Consider the following 21,241-nt stretch of genomic DNA (forward strand, 5'->3'; position numbering starts at 1 on the left):
CTCGGCCGCGTGGCGCCGTCTTCCGGCGAGTCAGCCGTTCAGCCAGCAAGTGCGAATGGGGAATCCGCCCGGCTGAAATGCGTCCAACCTTCGGCCCTCGGCGTCGGCCGTTGGTGAAAGCCGCATGTCCGCGCGCAGCGATGCGGCGCTGGAGTCATTGCTGACATACAGGTTCAGTCGCGCCGATGGCGGAGGCGGCGCGGTTTGCATGTCTGATGACCCGGACACCTCTCATAGTAACTTAACCGCATCAGTCGAAACGCTACGTCGACTAGCTGGACATGTCAATGAACTTCGATGGCTCAACGGGGCCGGGTGCTTAACCCGTTAAGTAGTGGGCGACTTTTCGTCGGCCGGCCGGCGGTACCGATTCGCGAAACCGGCTGGTTTACGGCAGGTCCGCCGGTGGCGGCGTCTGGTGAGTTGCGCCGGCGGCAAGTGTCGGATCGATGCTTACCTCTAGCGCAAGATCGACTTCGCTGGATGTACTGCGCGGCTGGTCGGCTCGGGATGAGGAAAGTTCCACCGCTGCGGCAGGTCCAGAGCGCGGCGGCGCCGCTGCCGATTGCGGTGTTGCTCCAGCCGACGGCCAGGCCGTGGTCGTTGACGGCGTTGGCCGGACTCCGCCCGGTCACGCTGGTGCCCCGAGCCGGTGGCGGATGCGGCGCACTTCGCCGACATGACGGACGGCGGTGCGGTCGTCGTGTACGACCTCGGTGGTGGCACCTGCGACGTCAGCGTCGTGCAGCACAGATCACCAGGCCGGCGCGACCACCAGCCCCACCGTGCTCGTCAAGCAGTGCTCCGGCCATCAGGTCCAAGTTCAAGACGGACCCGGCAGGTCGAAGCTGTCATCACCCGGACGATGCCGCCGCCGGCGGCGTTACCCGGGTCCAGCTGGCGCTGTAGAAGCTCGCGCTGGTGGTGAGCGTGTCACCGGCGCACAGGTACTGGTCGGGCTCGACGCTGAGGGCGAGCGGGCCGGAGTTGTTACGACGGCCGTTTCGATTGATCGTCCAGGTCCCCTGGGCGGATGTCGCGGAGTATAGGATCTTGCCGTTGCCGGCTTGGTAACTGGCCGTGGCAGTTCCCTTGGTGATGTCCTCCCACCGGTCGCCGTCGACCATCGCGCTGAGCGGCGCCTGGTTGTTGAAGTCCTCGGCGAAGCGGCCATCTTCGTCGAACGTCGCCAGCGCGCCGGAACCCCCGAAGAAGTCGTGCTGCACGCCGCTGATGGGAATCTGCCGCTGAAGGCTGGTCTGGCGCCAGGTACCGATCAGGCACGGGTCGACGCCGGGCCTCGGGCTCGGGCTCGGGCTATGGCTCGGGGAGGCCGGGACCGCCGATTGTGCCTGCGTGGTGCCCGACAATGCCGGCTGGGCGTCGCCACCGCGGGGCCAGGAGGCGAGCACAGCGCCGCCGCCCGCCGCCAGCAGCGCCGCCACAGTGCCGAGCAGGATGGCGCGTCGCGGCAGGGAACGCGGAGGCAGAGGCGGAACCAGGTCGGCCGTGGTCGGCTCACTGGGCCACGTGATGCGCTCATCGAGCCGGGCAGCGTCAGCGATCGGCGGCCGGTCGATCCGGACGCTGCCCTCAGCCACTGCCAGCTCCGGCTGCTCGATGCTGGTGGGGACGATTCCGAGTGCCCGGTGCACCGCCGTGCCGGCCGTCGGCATCCGGCTCGACCCGCCGGTCAGGAAGACCGCCGCCAGGTCGTCCGGTTCCACGGCGGCGGTCCGCAGCGCCGCCCGGCAAGCCTCGGCGGTCCGGCTGATCACCGGCTCGGCGAGCCGCTCCAGCTGCTCGCGGCCGAGCGGAGTCTCGGCGTCGAACAATGGGATGTAGATCAGGGCGGTGGTGTTCTCCGAGAGCATCTCCTTGGCCTCGCGCACGCCGTCCCACAGCTGCCGGGCGGCGCGCCGGTCCACCGTGGAGGCCGGTTCGACGAGGCGATGCCACTGCGCCTCGTCTTGCGGGGCGAAGATGGTCCCGAGGTACGTCACGATCGCGGCGTCGATGTCAAGGCCACCGCAGTCGGACAGGCCCTCGCTCGCCAGCACCTCGAAGCCGCCGGCGCCCTGGCGCACCACGGACGTGTCGAAGGTGCCGGCCCCGAAGTCGTACACCAGCACGGGCCAATCCGGGGTGACCGCGCTGTCGGCGACCTGTACATATTACGTGGCCGCCGCGACCGGCTCGCTGACCAGCCGGACGTCGGGCAGCCCGGCGGCACCGGCGGCGGTGAGCAGTGTTTGCCGGCGCTCCGGACCCCAGGCGGCCGGGTAGGTCAGTACCGTCTCGGCCGGCGTCTCGCCGGCCATTCGGGCGGCCTCGGTCGCGATCCACCGCAGTACCGCCGCGATGAGCTCGGTGACCGGCAGCTCGATGTCGCCGAGCAGGACAACGTCGTCGTCGATGCAGCGCTTCGGGTTGGGCTCGAAGGCGCCCGGCGTGTCGACGGCCATGTGCTTAGCGTCGCGCCCCACGAGCAGACGGCCGGAGTGGTCGGCCTGGACGGCGGAGGGTAGCAGCGGCGTACCGTTGAACAACAGCGGCCGGGGCTCACGGCCAGGAACGGCGAGTACCCCCACTGTGTGGCCGGTGCCGAAATCAATGCCGAGCCGGATCTTCACTGCCACGCCGTCTAGCGTATCGACCGGGTTGAAACCGCGGACCCTGCAACCTCCCCATCCGGTCGGGTAGCCGTTGGCGGTCTGGGGATACTGGAATGCGCGCCGGCGACTGGAGGGGCAGCATGGACGGCCGAAGCCCGGTCGAGGGTCTCCCCATTTGGTCCGATGCGGATGAATCGCGGTTCGATCGTGCCCAGCAGACGCTGCGAGCGCTGATCGGCGCGTACGCCGAACGACCCGGCATGGCCGAGGGGGCCGACGCTGAGCATGGCGAGCCGTGCCATGCCGATCTGCAAACCAAGCACTATCCGTGTGCGGCCGCGTGGGCGGCAGCGGCGTCGTGGTGCGCGGCTGCGTCATGATGAGCCGCCGCGTTGTGATGGCCGGCGGCGTCGTGATGCGCCGGCTGGTGCTGCGCCGCGGCCTCGGCGTCCTGGCTCGCCGCGGCACCGGCGAAAGATGCGCCACCGTCGTGCGCGGCGGCCGCCTCGTGTCCGGCGAAGGATGCGCCACCGTCGTGCGCGGCGGCCGCCTCGTGTCCGGCGAAGGATGCGCCACCGTCGTGCGCGGCGGCCGCCGGGGGTCCCGCGAATGACGCTCCGCCGTCGTGGGCCGCGGCGGCCGGATGTCCCGCGAACGACGCGCCATCGTAGGAAGCGGCCGCCTCGTGCCCGGCGAACGACGCGCCGCCGTCGTAGGAAGCGGCCGCCTCGTGCCCGGCGAACGATGCGCCGCCGTCGAATGCCGCCGGATCGGCCGCGAATGCGGCACCGCCGTCAGGCGTGACCGCCGCCTCGGTGCCCGCGAACGGGACGCCGTCGTAGTGGCTGGCGGACGCCGCATCATCGGCGAACGACGCGCCGCCGTCGGCCGGTGCCGCCGCCGCGCCCGCGGTTGCGAAGGACACACCGCCGTCGGCCGGCACCGCGGCGAACGACGCGCCGCCGGCATGACCGGCTGGATCGGATGTGACGGCAGCACTGCCGTCGTGGAGGCCGAACGACATCCCGGCGTCCGGCGGTACCTGGGTGTCGTGCGGGGTCAGCGCGTCCCACATGTTCCCGCCCAGCGGGCCGGACGCCCCACCGAGGTGGTGCGGGTCGCTCGACGTACCGCCGCCGCCCGATCCACCGCCGCCACCCGGCAGCCCGGCGCTGTCGGCCGGCGGCGGGCCGGGGACCCCGGCGTCCGGAGAGCTGAACGATGCCCCGCCGCCAGATGTGCCGAACGATGCTCCGCCGTCCGAGATTCCGGACGGTGGTGGGGTGTAGACGGTGGGAACGATCGTCGGGTTCGGCGTGCTGACGCTCGTCGGGATCGTCGCGGAGGTGGGAGACGAGAGCGGAGCACCGGCCGGTGGGATGTTCGGGTTCGGGCTGAAGCCACCGTCGGCCGGCGCGCTGGTCGGCGACGGCGCGGGCGTGGACGTCGCTGGTGTGGGCGTCGCGCTGTTGGGGCCGGGGTCCGCGGGCGGCTGCGGCGCCGGGGGCGGCGCGGCGTGGGGACGGCCGTCGGTGCCGGTCTGGTTCGGCGCGGGCGTGGCCGGGGCGGGTGAACCCGGCGGCGGGATGGCCGGGTTGGGGCTGGAACCACCGGCCGGCGCCTCGACGTAGTTCGGCGTCTCCGGTGGTGGCGCATAGTGCGGCCGCCCGTCGATGCCGGTCGAATTGGCCGCGGGCGATGAGGTCTCCGGCGGCGTGGCGTCCGGCGGCGGGGTCTCGGGAGCGGGCGGCGGCGTCGACCGGCCGCCGGGCTTGAGCTCCTCGGCCTCGGGCGTCGACGCCACCGGCCGGCCCGGCTGGTACGTCTCCTGCTCCCCGCTGGCGTTGTGCTGATGCTCGTTGCTCATCGGCCCGATGTCATGCGCGCCGGGCAGCGCCGCGGCGTGCAGGTTGCCCCACAGGCCGTACGGGGTCAGGGCGTGCGGGATGTGGATGCCGCCCGCGGCCAGGATCTGCTGGGTCGCGGTGACGCAGCTGTAGTGGAACAGGTTGTACGTGTCGGAGGAGGTCAGCCGCCCGTGGATCTCGGACTGCATGACCCGCGCCTGCTCCGCCGTGATCGGGATGACCAGGGCCTGGTGCTCGCCGCGCCGGGCGTCGCTGAGGTTCCGCTCGACCTTACCCGCGCCGTGGGCGCCGAGGCTGTAGTCGAGGTACGCGTTGTGGCCGGTGCCGTCGCGCACCTCGATGAAGACATGGCCGGGGTCGATGCCGTGCTCCCCGGCGCTGGGCTGCACGCTGGAGCCGGAGCCGACACTCGAGTCGCTGCCGGGCGCGTGGTAGTACACGATCGCCACGGCGCCCGGTGCCGGTGCCGTGCCGCCCGAGACGATCCCGTTGTCGGGTGCCGCCGCGGACGCCTCCGGCGCCTGCCGCGGTACCCCGTCCGCGCCGGTCATGTTGGCCGGCTCGGGCGTGAGGTTCGGCTCCGCGGCCGGCGGAGCGGCCGGCGGGGCGGCGGCGTCCGGGGCGGCGGTGTCGTCGCGCATCGGCGGGTGCCAGCCGCCGGCGTCGGCGGGTGCCTCGGGTTCGGGGAGGCTGCGGTCGGCCAGCGGCGCGTGCCAGCCGCCCTCGGACGGTGGCGTCGACGCGACCGGGCCGGACTGCAGCCCGGACGGCACGTGGACCGGGACGCCGTCGTCCCGGCTGAAGTTCGCGTCGCCGGGGGTGTGGCCGCCCACCAGGTCGGCCGTGTCGTCGTGCAGTTCGGCGAGCTGGATCCGGCGGTCGTGCTCGGCCTGCCACGCCGCCGTCGGTGCCCGGTTGACCTCGACACCGTCGGGTGACGCCCGGAAGTACTCCTCCCCGAACCGCTGGTAGCTCAGCTGGGCGTCGGCCGGGGCCGTGGCGACGCCGTCCTCGTACCGGCGCAGCATCTCGTACGTCGCGGTCCGCGCCGCGATGAACGCGCCCGACGCTGGCGGTGCCTTGTCGAACCGGCCGTCGTGGGTGTTCTGCGGCCCGTACCCGAGGTCGCTGAACACGTTGAACGACTTGATCGGCGCGGTCGCGTCGCCGTGGTAGACGGAGTCGGCCCGCCAGACGTGGGCGCTGCTGAAGCTGTCCTCGACCGCGTGGACGGCGGCGCCCAGCGGCCCCATCTCGCGGTGCTCGCCCGGCGGCCACGATCCGTGCCGCGCGATCCCGTCGGCCGACGTGAGCATGTGCACGACGTAGGCGCGGTCGGTGGCCAGGTTCTCCGCGCCCGACCGGTACGGGTCGGCCATCGCATGCTGCCGCTGCGCGTCGGGGTCGACCCAGGCCGAGTGGGCCGTCGGCCCCGTCATCGTCGAGTTGTGGATCGGCTCGCCCGAACCCCGCAGCACCCCGGCCCGCTGGTCGTCGCCGGGCAGGTGGTCGACGATCCGGTCCATGTACTTCTGCCCGGCGTTGACCTCGCGGAAGTACTCCTCCTGGTTCATGCCGCGGATGCGCCCGCCCGGCGCGTCGGCGAAGAGCCGCTCGACGGCCTGATGCGTGATGAGGTCGTGGACCCACTGCTCCATCGCCGGCTACCCCGTGATGCCCTTGAATTGGCGGCGCTCGCGCACCCGGTGCAGCTCGAGCTCCTTGCGCAGCTGCTCCACCTCGCGCAGGTTGCCCATCGCGAGCAGCCGCACGGACTTGGTGGACCCGGCCTCCTCGAACTGGATGTCCAGCGATGCGGTGTACGACAGGTAGTTGGCGATGGTGAGCGTGCGGGTCAGGGGTGCCATCTGGTGGTACCAAACAGTCCTGGTCTGTCGCGAGAGGACGCCCAGCCGCAGCTCCATGCAGCGCTCGTAGAACAGAAAGTCGTTGAGCGCGGAGCGCACCAGGGCGGTGATTAGGCCCGCGAGGACCCACAGCCACACCACCGCCAGGGCGATGACCGCGAACTGCTGCACCTGCGCCGGTGCCCGGGTCGCCGCCGCGGTCAGCGCTGCGGCCACGACGACCCGCACGACCAGGGACAGCAGCAGGTACCGGAACTTGATGTTGCCCTTGTGGATCAGCGCGCCGGCGTAGGCGGTGTTGTGCAGGTCGATGTCGGCGGTGAGGGACCGGCCGACCTGGATGATCGGGTTGCCCTGCCGCGCCATCTCGGCCGGGTCGGGTGCCGCCTGCCGCTGCGGCGCCGGCGCACCCACCGCCACCGGCGCGGGCATGGACACGGCGGCCGGATTGCCGTACACGGCGACGGGCGCGGCCGCCGGTGGCGCCTCGACCGTGCGCAGCAGCGCCTGCGCGGCCGCGTGGGCCGGGTCGATCGCCAGGGCCCGGCGCAGCGCCGCGGCCGCCTCGGCGGTGGCGCCCAGGTCGGCCAGGCAGCGCCCGAGCTGGTACGCCGCGACCGCATGCGTCGGGAACAGCTCCAGCACGCGCCGCAGATGGTCGACGGCCTCGGCCTTGCGCCCCAGATCGATGAGGCAGACGGCGAGCGCGAACCGGCACGGCACGTGGTCGGGGTCGGTCGCGAGGGCCGCTTCGAGCAGGTGCCGGGCCGGGTCGATCTGCCCCTGCCGGTGCAGCGCCTGCGCCTGCTGAAAAACGGCGTCCGGCGATGGTACTGCGGGTGCCGGCGGCGGCACCGCGGGCCGGGAGGGGGCCGAGGACTGTGGCTGCGGCGACGGTGGCGGCGGCGCGGCGACGGTGACCGGCGATACGATCAGGTCGCCCATGCGCACCTGGTCGTTCGGACGAAGCTGATGGGGGGCGCGGATGCGGGCGCCGTTGACGTGGGTGCCGGTGCGGGTGTCGAGGTCGGTCACGGTGATCGAACCGTCCGTGCCCCGGCTGAATGTGGTGTGCCGGCGGGCGAGCCCGTTCACGGACGTGAGCCACGGGTAGGCCGCGGTGGCGGTGCCGACGACGGTCACCGTGTCGGTCAGGTCGATGCGGGACCGGCTCGGGCCGCCCGCCAGGACGATCAGCGCGTGCATGATGCCTTCCGGTTATCCGACGTACTCGAACGGGATGTTGGTGAACCCGGGAACGTGCTGCGGCACCTGCATCTGCTCGGTGTGTGCCGAGGCCACGAGGGAGTTGACGAGGCTGGTGATGGCCTCGGTGAGCGCGCGCCGGTCGGTGTTGCCGCGCTCGGCGAGGAACGCGGCCTTGGTGGCGACCTTGCTCAGCACGTCGGCGTTCGCGGCGCCGAAGCCGTAGGTGATGACGTTCGGGTACCGCTGCCACTGCCGGTCCACGAGGTCGAGGAACGACTCGTGCCAGTCCGGGTCCATCGGCTCGCCGTCGGTGAGCAGGAACACGACCGGGCGCAGGACCTCCTTGCCGGCGGCGCGCAGCGCGGGGATGTCCACGTCGATGCGCTCCCGGATGGCGCGGAACGCCTCGCCGTAGTGGGTGCCGCCGGCGCACGAGACCACCGGCAGGCCGGGCACCTGGTCGATGTCGGTCATCGGCAGCACGACGAAGGCGCGTTCGTTGAAGGTGACGATCGACAGGTACGCGAACTCCGAGACCTTGGGGCTGGTCACGAGGGTGTCGTACAGCTGGCCCAGGGTCTCGTTGAGCACGTCGGCGTGCAGCTCCATCGAGCCGGACGTGTCGAGCACCAGATAGGTCGGCAGGCACTTCGACCGGGTGGCCGGGGTGTCGTGATGGCCTGTGCTCATGGACTTAGAACCCTCCTGCGGCGATGAGGACGAACACGATGAGCAGCAGCGCGGCGCCGACGGCCACGGCGGTCCACCGGGCCCGCCGCGGCCGTGCGGGCCGGGCCGCGGCGGCGGGCGCGGGCCGCCCGGGCAGCGCTGTCCAGCCGACGACGTTGGAGCCGGGCGGTGCCGCGGCGGGCACCCGGGCCGGCGCTGCGGCGGTCGGCCGGACCGGCGTGGCGCGCGGTCGCACCGGCGTGGCGCGCGGGCGGGCCGGTGGCGGGATCGGGGTGGTGGCCGGGCGCCAGGAGGTCGGCGGGGTCACGGCGGCGGCCGCCTCGACCGTCGGCCACAGGTCGGCGATCTTGGCCCGGTCCTCCCGCCGTGCCGCGGTGAGGGTCTGGTCCAGCAGTACCCGGATGCCGGACGGGAGCCGGTCGAGGCCGCCGAGTACGGCGGTGTAGTCGCGTTCGCCGGTGAGGCAGCGGGCCACGAGCAGCGCGACGCGGTACCGGTCGGTGTCGCCGTCCACGAGGGCGTCCGGGCGCGGCACCGGGTCGTCGAAGTTCGCCGTCTTGACCGCGGCGCGGGAGCCGGTCGCGCAGGAGTCGGTGTCGATGACGAACACGTCGCCGTCCCGGGCGCTCCACAGGGCGTTCGCATACGACCAGTCGGCGTAGACGAGGTCGTGGCGTTCGAAGAGCGCGGCGACGGCCAGCAGGTTGGCGCTGATCCGCAGCCGGTGCGGCAGGTCGAGCGCTGGTAGCCCGAGCCGCTGCCGGCGGTGGGCGCCGGCCGAGACCCAGTCGATCTCCAGCGGGACCGCCGGGGCCTGCGGGCCGCGCAGGTGGGTGAAGAACTTCGCCGGTGCCCGCGGGATGACGCAGCCGACCGTCGCGCCGCCGGAGACGACCCGCGCCGTGGGCCAGCAGGTCGCCGTGGCCAGGGTCCGCCGGTCGTCGGGCACCAGGTCGGCCGGGAGCGCGATGAGCCGGTCCAGCCGCTCGACGTCGGCCGGCGCCGGACCGGTCCGGTAGCGCTTGAGCAGCAGGTGCGGGTGGGCGGCGAGCGGGGAGATGGCCAGGCTCTCTCCGTTGTTGGTGCTCAGCGGCGCTTCCAGCGCGCCCAGCGCGTCGAGCTCGGTGACAGCGGGGATCGGGTTCACCGGGCACCGCACCACACGACGACGGCGGTCCGGTCGTCCAGTTGCCCGCGGGCCTCGAAGTTGACGTCGGCGAGGAACGAGCCCAGCGCCGGCGGCACCTGCCACCGCTGCGCGAACCAGCGCTGCGCCCCCTCCACCTCGGCGAAGGCGTCGCTCACGCCGTCGGTGAGGATCGCGAGCGCGGCGCCGGCCGGCACGACGACGAGCCGGCCGGTCGCGTACTGCGGGTGCAGCGGCAGGACGTGCGCGAGGGTGTTGTGGTCCAGGCCGTCCTTGTCGGCGCCGGTCAGGCGCTGCCAACGTTCGGTGCCGTGCAGCCAGGCGCTGACGTCGGCCAGCGACGCCAGCCACACCGGCTCGTCGCGCCGGTGCGCGGGCACGACGGCGACGAGCAGCGCGCAGCACACGTCGCGCGCGGACGCGCCCCGGTCGGCGGCGGCCGCGACCATCTGCGCGGCCACCGACTCGAAGATCGCCGGCGCCTTCAGCTCGGCGGGCGTGGCCCCGGCGTCGAGGCGGCGGCGGATCTCGGTCACGGCGGCGGTCGCGGCGACCGTCGCGCCGAGGTCGGAGCGGGCGCTGGCGGAGACGCCATCGGCGACGGCGATGATCAGGTGCTGCCCGTCGCGGTCCCGGGCCAGCCGGTAGACGTCCTGGCGCGGACCGGCCGGCTCCTCGCACCGGTGCCCGGGGCCGACGATGCTGGCCGCGCGCACGTCGAGACCGCCCAAGCGGGCTTCGTCGCCGATGAGGCCCGGCTGGGCCGGGAAGGCGGGTAGCCGCCACGGGTACCGCGTCGCCGCCGACGGCCGGCCGCCGAGCAGCACCGGCGTGGCCGGCTCGACCGCCGGCCGGGGTATCGGCGCGGCGGCCAGGGCCGGGGCCGGTGTGGGTGGCGGGGCCGGAGTGACCGGTGCCGCGGGCCCGCCGGCGCGGCGACGGGCCCAGACCACGATCAGGGCGAGCAGGAGCAGCAGGGCCACCAGCCACCCGAGCATCGGCGTGTAGTCGGTGGCCGGCACTGACGGCGGCGCCGACGGGCTCGGCGAGACCGCCGGGCTCGGCGAGACCGAAGGCGACGCAGATGCCACCTCAGCTGCCGCTGCGCTGCATGACTTCGGCGGCGATCGCGATGATCACGCCGATGATGCCGAGGCCGATCACGAGCGCGATCAGCCCGAACACGAAGCGGAAGAACCCGCCGATCGCGGACCGGGCGGGCCGGCCGCCCGCGTTCGCCCGCCGGGCCGCCTGCGCGGCCTGATAGCTCGCGTTGGCGCTGGCCTGCTGCCCGATGCGGGAGAAGGTCTGCGCATTCTGCTGTGACTGCCGGATGTTCTGCCACGGACTGCTCATCGGGAAGTCCCCCTCATTGTTTTCCCCATGCAAATGCGCCGCCCGAGGAATGGGCCCGCGGCAATTGCCTGATCAACGGTCCTGTCCGGGGCGGGTGTCCGGCAAGCAGTCCGGACACTCTGCGTTCGGGGTACCGACAAGCCGCTGGTGGACGGCTAAGCTGAAGCGTCCGGCGGCGCCGGACACCCTCGCTGACCGAGTTCGGGAGTGCGTGTGGACGAGACGCCTGACCCGCGTCTGGAGTTCGCCGGACGGTTGCAGGCCCTGCGTGAAGCGGCCGGACTTTCCATTCGCCGATTGGAGATCGAAAGCGCCAGGACGCCGCGCCGCCGCAACGAGGATGCGATCCGGCTCAAACGCAGCACCATTGCCGGAATGACGAACCGGGAACGTCCGGTGCGACCGGAATTGGCGAACTTCGAGACATTCGTCGACACCTGCCTGCGGGTCGCCGCGCAGGACGGCGTCACCCTGCCGGGCGACCTCGGTGACCGGGCGGCGTGGGACGAGGCGTACCGGCGGCTGCGTGACCAACTCGACCAGCGCCCCCGCCGCGCCGCGCCGCGCGCGCCTGCGGCGGCGGCCGTGACGGCGCCCGCCGACGGACCCGAGCCGGTCACCGAGCCACCGCTCGAGCCGGCCGCCACCGACCCCGAGCCGGTCACCGAGCCACCGGCCGGTGCGCCGCTGCTGACCAGGCGGCGGCTCCTGTTCGCGGCGCCCGCCGCGGCACTGGTGGCCGGCGTGGCCTTCGGCGTGCCGGTACTGCTGCGCCGCGACCGTGGCACGGCCGCCGAGCCCGCCGGCGCCCCGCCGTCGGACGACCGCGGCTACAGCCCGGTCGGCAAGCTGCTCAGCCCCGCGCTCGCCGTCGACGACCCGGTCTGGTCGGTCGCGGTCGGCATGCTGCGCGGCGACCCCCTCGCCGTCGTCGGACGCGCCGACGGCACCGTGCAGCTGTGGAACCCCGCCACCGGCCGGCCCCGCAGCGCCCCGCTCCCCGGCCACCAGAAGCCCGTCTTCTCCATCGCGCTGCGGGCGCCGATGGCGGTCTCGGCCAGCGTCGACGGCACCCTGCGGCGGTGGGACCTCACCGCCGACCCGCCCGCCGGCACCCGCCTCGGCGAGCAGACCGGCGCCGGCATCAACTCCGTCGGCTTCGGCACCGTCAACGGCCGTTCGGTCGCCGTCTCGGCCGGCGACGACCGCACCGTGCGCGTCTGGGACCCGGCCACACCCTCCGCGCCGAGCCGGCTGCTCGGCGAGGCCCTCGACACGGAGGTCAAGAGCATCGGCGTCGGCGCGCTGCGGGACGCCCCGATCGCCGTCACCGGCAGCGCCGACGGCACGATGCGGCTCTGGGACCTCGCCGGCGGGCGGATCATCCGCAGCCTCGACGCCCACGACGCCACCGTCGGCACCGTCGCCGTCGCCACCATCGCCGGCCGGACCCTGGCCGTCGCCGGCAGCGAGGACGGCGTCGTGCGCAGCTGGGACCTGGCTGCCCCCGACACCCCCGGCACCGTGCTCGTCCGCATCCACGACGCCATCAAGACCGTCGCCATCGGCACCGTCAACCAGCGCACGGTCGCGATCGCCGGCGCCGATGACAACACCATCCGCATCTGGGACCTGGCTACGGGCCGCCCGTACGGCCCCGGCCTCACCGGCCCCGAGAAGGGCGCCGAGGCCATCGCGATCGCCAACCTCGACGGCCACGCCACCGTCGTGTCCGGCCACTGGGACGGCACCATCTGGACCTGGAGCCTCTGAACAACCCATCCCGCCCGGGTCAGGAACGGACGGGATCGGCGACGAGCAGGCCGTCGCCCGGCTCGGACCCGGCCGGCGGCGGCCCCGCGACGATCATGGTGGCGTGTGCCCACGGCCGCTCCTGCAGCAGGAACGGCAGCTCCTCGCGCATCCAGCTCTCGACCTGGGCCAGGTGCCCGGGGGAGTCTCCGTCCCGGGCCAGGAGCAGCCGGTCCTGCACATCGAGGTCGCCCTGCAGCCAGATCGAGGCGGCAAGCGACCGCGCCAGCTCCCGCCGGATGATGCCGGTGCCCTCGACCCACACGGTGTCCGCGCCCGCCGGGACCGTGATCGACCCGGCCCGCCCGTGCACCCGCCAGGCGTCGGGCCGGTAGTCGACCGCCTCGCCCCGGTGCAGCGGCCCCAGCACGTGCCCGGCCAGCAGCGCACCCCAGTCGAAACACGCGTGCGCCCAGGCGACGTCGTCGGTGTGCACGACCGCGGACCCGGGCACCGCCGCCCGTAGCCACTGCGCCAGGGTCGTCTTCCCGGCTCCGCCGCGCCCGTCGATCGCGACCACCAGCGGCCGTTCCCGCACGTCCGGTGCCGCGGCCCGCAGCCGCCCGATCACGTCGGGCACGCTCATCGCCCGCCAGCCGGTGGCCTCGGGCTCGCCCGGGTGCAGTCGCATCACACGCCCATCTCCACCGGCGGGCCGATGCAACCATTCCGGGGATCTGCCGGACGATGACCTGATCACCGCGGCGGCACGCTGAGCCGTGACGGTCAGGCCGGCCCGCGGCGGAGCGTATCGAGGGTGAACCGCCCGTCGTCGAATCGCAGCCGGGCGCCCTCGCAGTGACTCAGGGGCGGTCCCCACCGTGCGTGATCCCCCTCGGGCAGGCAGCGCACCAGCGTCGGTTCGATGCACCGCCGTGGGAGATGACGAGTGCTCCGCTGCCCTCCGGCACGGCCAGCACCGAGCCGAGCCAGAGCTCGCGATGCGCATCGGCGATGGCCGCCAGCGCTCCACCGAGGCGGACGAGCTCGGCGTTCGTCACGTACGGCCGCGGCCAGCGCCACTGGTCGTGGTGCTCGACCTCGCCCGGGCCAGCGCGACACCGCCCGCGGACAGGTGCGAGCCGCGTCCACGAGCGGCATCCTTCTTGGTCAGCGAATGTCGCCGAACCTCGAGCCATCGCATCCCGCGACCCTACGCGTCGGTCACGTTCAGCGGTGCGGTGTTGCGGGGTACCGCGAGCAGGGTGACGACACCGAGCACGGCGGCGATCCCGGCGAGGATGCCCAGGGCCGGCTGCAGGCCGCCGGCCGTGCCGAGGCCGGCGATGAGCAGCGGCGACAGGAACTCGCCGAGGAACAGGAAGCCGGTCCACAGTCCGGTGCCCCGGCCGCGCTGCGCGAACTCGAGCCGGTTGATCGCCCACGTGACGAGGACGGGTAGGAGCAGGCCGGTGCCGGCGCCGGTGATCACGGCTCCGATGGTGATGCCGGCGACGCCGGTGCCGAGGCTGACGACGGCCAGGCCGGCGGCGGCGAGGCCGAACGCGACGGGCAGGAGCTGCTTCGGCGTGCGGTGGGAGAGGCGGGCGAAGGACGCCGAGCCGGCCGCGGTGGCCAGGGACATGGCCGCACTCAGGGCGCCGATCGTCGCCGGGGCGGTGACGCCGATGTCGTCCAGGACGAACGACAGCTGCACGATGAGCGCGTAGAACACCACCCCGCCGACCAGGGTCACCAGGCACGGTGCGAGCAGTGTCCGCCACGGGATGGGCGGGAGACGGTCGCCGGCCGCGGCGGGGCGCTCGGGCGACCACAGCAGGCGGGCCATGGGCACGGCCAGCACGGCGGCGACGGCGTAGAGCCAGAACGGGGTGCGCCAGCCGGCCGCGCCGAGCAGGCCGCCGAGGGCGAGGAAGGCGGTCGCGGACAGCGTGGCGACGAGCGTCTGCAGTCCGAGGTACCGGCTGCGGCGCGGACCGCTCCAGTAGTCGGCGATCAGCGTGGTGCAGCAGGTCATGATCGCGGCCTCGCAGAGGCCGACGAGGACGCGGCTGGCGATGATCGCGCCGAGCGAGGGCAGGTACAGCGGCGCCGTGCCGGCCGCGGTGTAGGCGAACATCGCGGCGATGAGCAGCCGCTTGCGGTCGAGCCGGTCGACGATGACGCCGGCGAACGGTGCGGTGATGGCGATGACGAGGGCCGGGACCGTCAAGACGACCGGGACCAGGATGTCGGCGGCGGCAGTACCGGCGAAATGGTCTTGCATCTTTGGCAGGACCGGCGCGAGCAGCACGGCGCCGAGGACGGACAGGCAACTGCCGGCCAGCAGCAGCGCCAGCTGCGCCGGACCGGCCTGACGGGGTGCGGACATGGCGGAAACGCCTTTCGTGGCGGCGGGGTGCCAGCACTATCGAGGCGGCCGGCGGCGCGCGGGAAGTGCGAATCGCCGATAGGCGGTATCAGGCCCGCTGATGGCCAGGGCCGCCGAGCGCCCCGGCGGCCTCGGTGAAGACCGAGCGCAGCCAGGCGTGGGCGGGGTCGTTGCGGTACATCGGATGCCACCACAGGGCCTCGGTGAGCGGCACGACCTCGAACGGGCAGGGCAGCACGCGGATGTCGGCGAGCGGGGCGAGCCGGTCGGCCAGGTGCTGCTGGATGAGGGCGACGCGGTTGCTGCCGGCGACGAGGAACGGCATGGCGAGGAAGCCGTCGACGACGACCTCGACCCGCGGCTCGACCCCGATCATGCTGAGCTGGCGGGCCGCGGGTGCGAACGCGGTCGGGCGGTTGAACAGCACGACCCAGCCGAGCCGGCCGAGCTGCTCGAGCGTGAGCTCGGCCCCGACGTGGGGGTTGTCGGCGGCGACGATGCAGACCCAATGGTCGGTGTAGAGGTCCAGGTGCGGCAGGTCCGTGACGAAGCCGTGCGGTATGAGCAGCCCGTCGGCGGTGCGCAGGGTGTCCGCGGCGTGGTCGACCGCCTCCGGTGTGGTCTGGCGCAGGTGCAGCCGCACGCCCGGGGCCTGCGCGGCGATGTGCCGGGTGACGTGCGGGCCGAGGACGGCGGCGGCGTAGTCGGAGGTCACCACGGTGAACTCGCGCACGAGGGTGCTGGGGTCGAACTCGGCGGAGGCGTCGAACACACGCCGGACCGCGGCCAGCGCCGGCCCGGTGAGCACGGTCAGCTGCGCGGCGAGGGGCGTCAGTTCGTAGGCGTTGCCGACCCGGTTGAGCAGCTCGTCGTGGAAGTGGCGGCGTAGCCGGGCCAGGGCGGCGCTCACCGCGGGCTGGCTCACCCCGAGGGCCTGGGAGGTCCGGGTGACGTTGCGTTCGCGCAGCAGCGTGTCGAGGGTGACCAGCAGGTTGAGGTCGAGGTTGGCCAGCACCCGGTCGGTCGTCACCGGCTCAGCATAAATGAGACTGATGACCGGCATCAGCAAGTGGCGTCTTCTTGATACCCGGTGCGGCCACCACAGTTGGCCCATGTCAGCAGTTCGTAACGTGCTCGTCATCGGCGCCGGCGCGGCGGGCACCGCGGCCGCGATCCTGCTCGCCGAGGGTGGCGTCTCGGTCGACCTGGTCGACATCAAGCCCGACACCGGCGCGCTCGGCTCGGGCATCACGTTACAGGGCAACGCCTTGCGGGTCCTGCGCCGGCTCGGCGTCTGGGAGCAGGTACGAGCGCAGGGCTACGGCTTCGACACCCTCGGCCTGCGCGCCCCGGACCCCAACGGCACCCTCGTCGCCGAACTGCCCGACCACCGCACCGGCGGCCCGGACCTGCCGGCCACGGTCGGCATGTACCGCCCGGCCCTCGCACGGGTTCTCCTCGACCGGGCGGCCGCGGCCGGGGCAACGGTCCGGTTCGGGATCAGCTGCACCGAACTCGAGCAGGACGACACCGGCGTCGACGTGACGTTCGCCGACGGCTCCACCGGCCGCTACGACCTGATCGTCGGGGCCGACGGCGTCCGGTCGTGGACCCGGCGCCGCCTCGGCATCGACCTGGACACCACCGGGGTCGGCATGGGCATCTGGCGTACCTTCACCGCCCGCCCGGCCAGTGTCACCCGCACCGACCTGTTCTACGGCGGCCCCTGCTACATCGCCGGGTACTGCCCGACCGGCGAGGACTCCCTCTACGCCTACCTCGTCGAGGACGCCCAGGACCGCAGCACCCTGAGCCCGCAGGAGTCGCTGGGTGTGATGCGGGACCTGTCCACGGCGTACCACGGCCCGTGGGACGACATCCGCCCGCTGCTGACGGACCCGTCGCGGGTCAACTACACCCGGTTCGAGAGCCACGTGCTCCCCGCGCCGTGGCACCGCGGCCGGGCCGTGCTCATCGGCGACGCCGCGCACACCTGCCCGCCGACCCTCGCCCAGGGCGCGGCCCAGGCCCTCGAGGACGCCGCCGTCCTGGCCGAGCTGCTCCTGGCGGCCGACCGGCTCGACGACCCGCTGTGGCAGGCGTTCACCGACCGCCGCTACGTGCGGGCCAAGACCGTCGTCGACGCCTCCCTGCAGCTGACCCGCTGGCTGCTGGACCGGGAGCGCGGCGACGTCCCCGGCCTGATGGCCCGCATCGCCCACCTCGTCAGCGAACCCGCGTAAGGAACCTCCGATGCCAGAACGGCTCATCACGCATCTGCGCCACGTCGACCTCGCCGTGCCGGACTACGACCAGCAGCTGGACTTCTACACGACGATGTGGGGCCTGACGCCGGAGACGACCGACGACGGCATCGCGTTCCTGGCCGCCGCCGGCTCGCCCGAGCAGTATTCGGTGCGGCTGCGCCGGGCCGCCGAGAAACGCCTCGACCTCATCGCGTTCGGCGCGGCGAACAGCGCCGACGTCGACGCCCTCGCCGAGCGGCTCGGCCGCGACGGTGTCCGCCTGGTCACCGAGCCCGGCCCGCTGACGACCCCCGGCGGCGGGTACGGCTTGCGCTTCTTCGACATCGACGGCCGCACGGTCGAGGTCTCCAGCGACGTCGCGGTCCGCGCGCACCGCAAGGTCGAGGCGGGGGAGTCCGTCCCCGTCAAGCTCTCCCACGTCGTCGTCAACGGCCCCGACCCCGAGGCGACGGTCGCGTTCTACGAGCGGCATCTGGGCTTCGCGCTGTCCGACACGCTCACGTCACCGCACATGGGCTCCGTGATGTGGTTCCTGCGCACGAACCGGTACCACCACAGCCTCGCGATCGCCCGGGGCCCGCACGTGTCGCTGCACCACGCCTCGTTCGAGCTGCGCGGGCTCGACGAGTACATGCGCGGCACCGGCCGGCTGCTGCGGGCCGGCGTGGAGAAGGTCTGGGGTCCGGGCCGGCACCTGGCCGGGAACAACACCTTCAGCTACTTCCTCGACCCGCACGGCAACACGGTGGAGTACACCACCGAGCTGGAGGAGCTCGACGAGGACACCTGGCACCCGCACCTGTACGACTTCTCCGACCCGACGGTCACCGACCAGTGGGGCACCGCGAACCCGATGAGCGAGTTCGTCGCCCGCCAGTCGTTCAACGACCCGGACCGCGGCGTCTTCGTCGCACCACCCGTCTGATGCGGCTCGCCACCTACCGCCACGACGGCGCCGAACACACCGGCGTCGTCATCGGCGACCGCATCCATCGACTCACCGGCGGGCTCGACATGCGCGGCGTCGTCGCGCTCGACCCCCGGGACCTGGTCTTCGCGCCCGACGGTGTTCCGCTGGACGAGGTCCGGCTTCGGCCGCCGATCCGTCCGGCCAGCATCCGCGACTTCGTGGCCTTTGAAGAGCATGTGGCGGGGGTACGTCGAAGCGTCGACGGCACCGCGGGTGTACCCGACGCCTGGTATGACGCGCCGACGTTCTACTTCACCAACCCGCACACGGTCATCGGCCCCGGCGATGCCGCCGCGTTCCCGGCCGCCTGTGCCGCCCGCGACTTCGAGCTGGAGGTCGCGGCGGTCATCGGTGCCGGGGGCATCTTCGGGTACACCATCCTCAACGATTGGTCGGCCCGGGACCTGCAGAGCCGGGAGATGCAGGTGCGGCTCGGCCCGGCCAAGGGCAAGGACTTCGCGACCAGCCTCGGCCCGTGGATCGTCACCGCCGACGAGCTGGAGCCGTACCGGGACGCCGACGGCTTCCTGCGGCTGCTGTGCACCGCGAGCGTCAACGGCGTCGAGGTCGGCCGGGACCGGCTGTCGAACATGGGCTGGACGTTCGAGACGATGCTCGCCTACGCCGCCCGGGACAGCCGCGTCGAGCCCGGCGACGTCCTCGGCTCCGGCACCGTCGGCAACGGCGGCTGCCTCGCCGAGCTGTGGGGCCGCGACGGCGCCGCCGCCCCGCCACCGCTGCAGCCCGACGACGTCGTCACGCTGAGCGTCGAGGGCCTCGGCACCCTCACCAACACGGTCGCCGTCGCCCCGCCGGGCGCGCCGCTGCCCGCCTTCCGCCGCCCGAGCGGGGCCCGATGAGCGTGGTGCGCGCGGCGAGCCTTGAGCGCGCATCCGGCCACGGCGGCGCCAAATCCATCTCCGACGCTCTGCGAGAGGCCTGATCCGTGTACGAGTACTTCCCCGGCAACTACGTGTGGAACCTGAGCGTCGTCGCCACGCTCAACAGCGGCGGGCTCATCGACGAGGTCGACCGCGCCTGCCGCCCCATCCGCGACCTGGCCGCCCAGGGCTCCGACGTCGGCACGGCAGAGCTGATGGCCGCGTGGACCGCGGTCGCCGACGAGCTCGTCGCCCAAGCCGAGGCCGACGAGCGGGCCGGCCATCGACGCACGGCCGGGCAGAAGTACCGCCGTGCCACGAACTACCTCACCCAGGCCGAGCGGATGCAGCGCGCCCACGACCCGGACCGCAACGCCGTCTACCGCCGCTGCCTGGCGCTGCAGCAGAAGGTGTTCGACCTCATCGACCCGGCCACCACCCGGGTCGCGGTCCCGTTCGAGGGCACCACCCTGCCGGCGTACTTCACCAACGCATCCACCGACGGCACACCCGCACCATGCATCGTCATGTGGAACGGCCTGGACTCCACGAAGGAGCACATGTACGCCTCCGGGTTCGCCGAGGAGCTCGCCGCCCGGGGCATCTCCACGCTCATGGTCGACTGCCCCGGCAGCGGCGAGGCGCTGCGCCTGCAGGGCCTGACGGCCCGGGTCAGCACCGAGGACTGGGCGGCCGCCGGCGTCGACTTCCTGCTGGACCGCGCGGACGTCGACGCGGACCGCATCGGCCTGGTCGGCTGGTCGCTCGGCGGCTTCTACGCCCCCCGCGCCGCCGCATTCGAGCCGCGTCTGGCGCTGTGCGTCGCCTGGGGCGCCAACCACGACTGGGGTGCGGTGCAGAAGCGCCGCCTCGAGCGGGAGGGCGAGAACCCCGTCCCGCACTACTGGGACCACGTGCTGTGGGTCTGGGGCGAGACCGACCTCGACACCTTCATCGCCAACGCCGAGGCGGTCAACCTCGACGGCGTCGTGGAACGCATCACCGTGCCGTTCCTCATCGTCCACGGTGAGAACGACAGACAGATTCCGCTGCGGTACGCCCACCGCTCCTACGAGCAGGCGGTGCACAGCCGCCGCCGGGAACTGCGCATCTTCACGGCGGCCGAGGGCGGTGCCGAGCACATCGGCCTGGACCACCTCACGCACGTCAGCGTCTTCATCGCCGACTGGGTCGCCGGGGTGTTCCATGCTTGACCGCACCGATCCCGAGGGCGCCGTCGCCGCGGCCGCCGAGCGCTGCTCCAACTGGGGCCGCTGGGGATCCGACGACGTGCTCGGCACGATGAACTTCCTCACCGACGACAAACGCCGGCAGGGTGCGGCCCTGGTCCGCCGCGGTGCGTCGTTCTCGCTGTCGCAGCGCTTCGACATGGACGGTCCGCAGAAGGGCTGGCGCCGCCGGACGAACCCCGTGCACACGATGCTGGACACCGGCACCGACGCCGCCGCCGGCGTGCAGGGCTTCCCGCACGGCATCGGCGGCGCCGACGACGTCATCGCCATGCCGCTGCAGTGCTCCACCCAGTGGGACGGCCTCGGCCACATCTTCGACCACGGCCGTGCCTGGAACGGCCGCCCCGCCGGCGAGGTCGTCACCAGCCTCGGCGACGGCGTGACGGGCATCGAGACCGTCGCCGGGGTCATCGCCGGCCGGGGCGTCCTGCTCGACGTCGGTCGCGCGGTCGGTACCGACGGCGAACTGCCCGACGGGTTCGCCATCACCGAGGAGCACCTCGAGGTCACGATCGCCGCGCAGGGCCCGTCCGCGGCCGTCGGCCGGGGCGACCTGCTGCTGGTCCGCACCGGCCAGCTCACCCGCGCCCGCCGCGCCGGCTGGGGCGACTACGCCGGCGGCCCCGCCCCCGGCCTGTCGTTCACCACCGCCGACTGGCTGCACCGCACCGAGATCGCCGCGATCGCCACCGACACGTGGGGCTTCGAGGTGCGGCCCAACGAGTTCGACGACGCGTTCCAGCCCCTGCATCAGGTCGCCATCCCGCACATCGGCCTGTTCCTCGGCGAGATGTGGGACCTCGACGCCCTCGCCGTCGACTGCGCCGCCGACGGCGTCTACGACTGCTGGCTCACCGCGGCCCCGCTGCCGGTCACCGGGGCCGTCGGCGCCCCGGTCAACCCGATCGCGGTCAAGTAGAACCCGACCGTCGATGATGCTTTCAAAGCCGGCGCGCACGTCGCTGTCCATGAC

At 73.2% G+C, this 21,241-nt stretch carries 15 protein-coding genes and 1 pseudogene; 6 read left to right on the forward strand and 10 right to left on the reverse strand.

Annotated elements, in window-relative coordinates:
- Window positions 1–854 precede the first annotated feature (854 nt).
- From ACIA8L_RS53990 to ACIA8L_RS54020, 7 genes and pseudogenes are all read right to left on the reverse strand, one after another.
- Window positions 855–2,993 (reverse strand): annotated as a pseudogene (locus tag ACIA8L_RS53990) (Hsp70 family protein).
- Window positions 2,938–6,141, reverse strand: coding sequence for a hypothetical protein (locus ACIA8L_RS53995; protein ID WP_395917721.1), 3,204 nt, complete (start codon window positions 6,139–6,141; stop codon window positions 2,938–2,940). Before ACIA8L_RS53995 ends, ACIA8L_RS53990 begins: the two are co-directional and overlap by 56 nt.
- Window positions 6,142–6,147: 6 nt before the next feature.
- Window positions 6,148–7,557 (reverse strand): tetratricopeptide repeat protein, encoded by a 1,410-nt coding sequence (locus tag ACIA8L_RS54000; RefSeq protein WP_395917723.1) that lies wholly within the window; start codon window positions 7,555–7,557, stop codon window positions 6,148–6,150.
- A 12-nt stretch (window positions 7,558–7,569) separates the two neighbouring features.
- Window positions 7,570–8,250: a VWA domain-containing protein gene (locus tag ACIA8L_RS54005; RefSeq protein ID WP_395917725.1), complete on the reverse strand. Its 681-nt coding sequence runs from the start codon at window positions 8,248–8,250 to the stop codon at window positions 7,570–7,572.
- Window positions 8,251–8,254: 4 nt separating this feature from the next.
- Complete coding sequence (locus ACIA8L_RS54010; RefSeq protein ID WP_395917726.1) at window positions 8,255–9,397, reverse strand: hypothetical protein; 1,143 nt, start codon at window positions 9,395–9,397, stop codon at window positions 8,255–8,257.
- A complete protein-coding gene (locus tag ACIA8L_RS54015; protein ID WP_395917728.1) occupies window positions 9,394–10,488 on the reverse strand; it encodes a protein phosphatase 2C domain-containing protein in 1,095 nt (364 codons plus the stop codon). Before ACIA8L_RS54015 ends, ACIA8L_RS54010 begins: the two co-directional genes overlap by 4 nt.
- Before the next feature lies 1 nt (window position 10,489).
- A complete protein-coding gene (locus ACIA8L_RS54020) occupies window positions 10,490–10,753 on the reverse strand; it encodes a hypothetical protein (RefSeq protein ID WP_395917730.1) in 264 nt (87 codons plus the stop codon).
- A 375-nt stretch (window positions 10,754–11,128) separates the two neighbouring features.
- Between ACIA8L_RS54020 and ACIA8L_RS54025 the strand changes: the two genes are divergently transcribed.
- A complete protein-coding gene (locus ACIA8L_RS54025) occupies window positions 11,129–12,526 on the forward strand; it encodes a WD40 repeat domain-containing protein (RefSeq protein WP_395917731.1) in 1,398 nt (465 codons plus the stop codon).
- 19 nt (window positions 12,527–12,545) lie between these two features.
- Here the strand turns inward: ACIA8L_RS54025 and ACIA8L_RS54030 are convergent, their stop codons facing one another.
- The 3 genes from ACIA8L_RS54030 to ACIA8L_RS54040 all read right to left on the reverse strand — a co-directional run bounded on the left by ACIA8L_RS54030 (window position 12,546) and on the right by ACIA8L_RS54040 (window position 15,927).
- On the reverse strand, window positions 12,546–13,196 hold the full coding sequence (locus tag ACIA8L_RS54030; RefSeq protein WP_395917733.1) for a uridine kinase: 651 nt from the start codon (window positions 13,194–13,196) through the stop codon (window positions 12,546–12,548).
- 522 nt (window positions 13,197–13,718) lie between these two features.
- A complete protein-coding gene (locus tag ACIA8L_RS54035) occupies window positions 13,719–14,897 on the reverse strand; it encodes an MFS transporter (protein ID WP_395917735.1) in 1,179 nt (392 codons plus the stop codon).
- Between the two features lie 88 nt (window positions 14,898–14,985).
- Complete coding sequence (locus ACIA8L_RS54040) at window positions 14,986–15,927, reverse strand: LysR family transcriptional regulator (protein WP_395917737.1); 942 nt, start codon at window positions 15,925–15,927, stop codon at window positions 14,986–14,988.
- Window positions 15,928–16,009: 82 nt separating this feature from the next.
- Between ACIA8L_RS54040 and ACIA8L_RS54045 the strand changes: the two genes are divergently transcribed.
- From ACIA8L_RS54045 to ACIA8L_RS54065, 5 genes are all read left to right on the forward strand, one after another.
- A complete protein-coding gene (locus ACIA8L_RS54045; RefSeq protein WP_395917738.1) occupies window positions 16,010–17,140 on the forward strand; it encodes an FAD-dependent monooxygenase in 1,131 nt (376 codons plus the stop codon).
- Window positions 17,141–17,150: 10 nt separating this feature from the next.
- Entirely contained in the window at window positions 17,151–18,089 is a 939-nt protein-coding gene (locus ACIA8L_RS54050; protein WP_395917740.1) for a VOC family protein, read from the forward strand.
- The gene (locus ACIA8L_RS54055) at window positions 18,089–18,994 is read left to right on the forward strand and encodes a fumarylacetoacetate hydrolase family protein (protein ID WP_395917742.1); all 906 of its coding nucleotides are present in this window, start codon (window positions 18,089–18,091) and stop codon (window positions 18,992–18,994) included. The genes ACIA8L_RS54050 and ACIA8L_RS54055 overlap by 1 nt, the downstream gene beginning before the upstream one ends.
- 86 nt (window positions 18,995–19,080) lie before the next feature.
- The gene (locus ACIA8L_RS54060) at window positions 19,081–20,229 is read left to right on the forward strand and encodes an alpha/beta hydrolase family protein (protein WP_395917744.1); all 1,149 of its coding nucleotides are present in this window, start codon (window positions 19,081–19,083) and stop codon (window positions 20,227–20,229) included.
- Window positions 20,222–21,187 (forward strand): cyclase family protein, encoded by a 966-nt coding sequence (locus ACIA8L_RS54065; protein ID WP_395917745.1) that lies wholly within the window; start codon window positions 20,222–20,224, stop codon window positions 21,185–21,187. Before ACIA8L_RS54060 ends, ACIA8L_RS54065 begins: the two co-directional genes overlap by 8 nt.
- Window positions 21,188–21,241: the final 54 nt, after the last annotated feature.

Origin of the sequence: Dactylosporangium sp. NPDC051541, from assembly GCF_044454505.1 — a bacterium.
Classification (GTDB): domain Bacteria; phylum Actinomycetota; class Actinomycetes; order Mycobacteriales; family Micromonosporaceae; genus Dactylosporangium.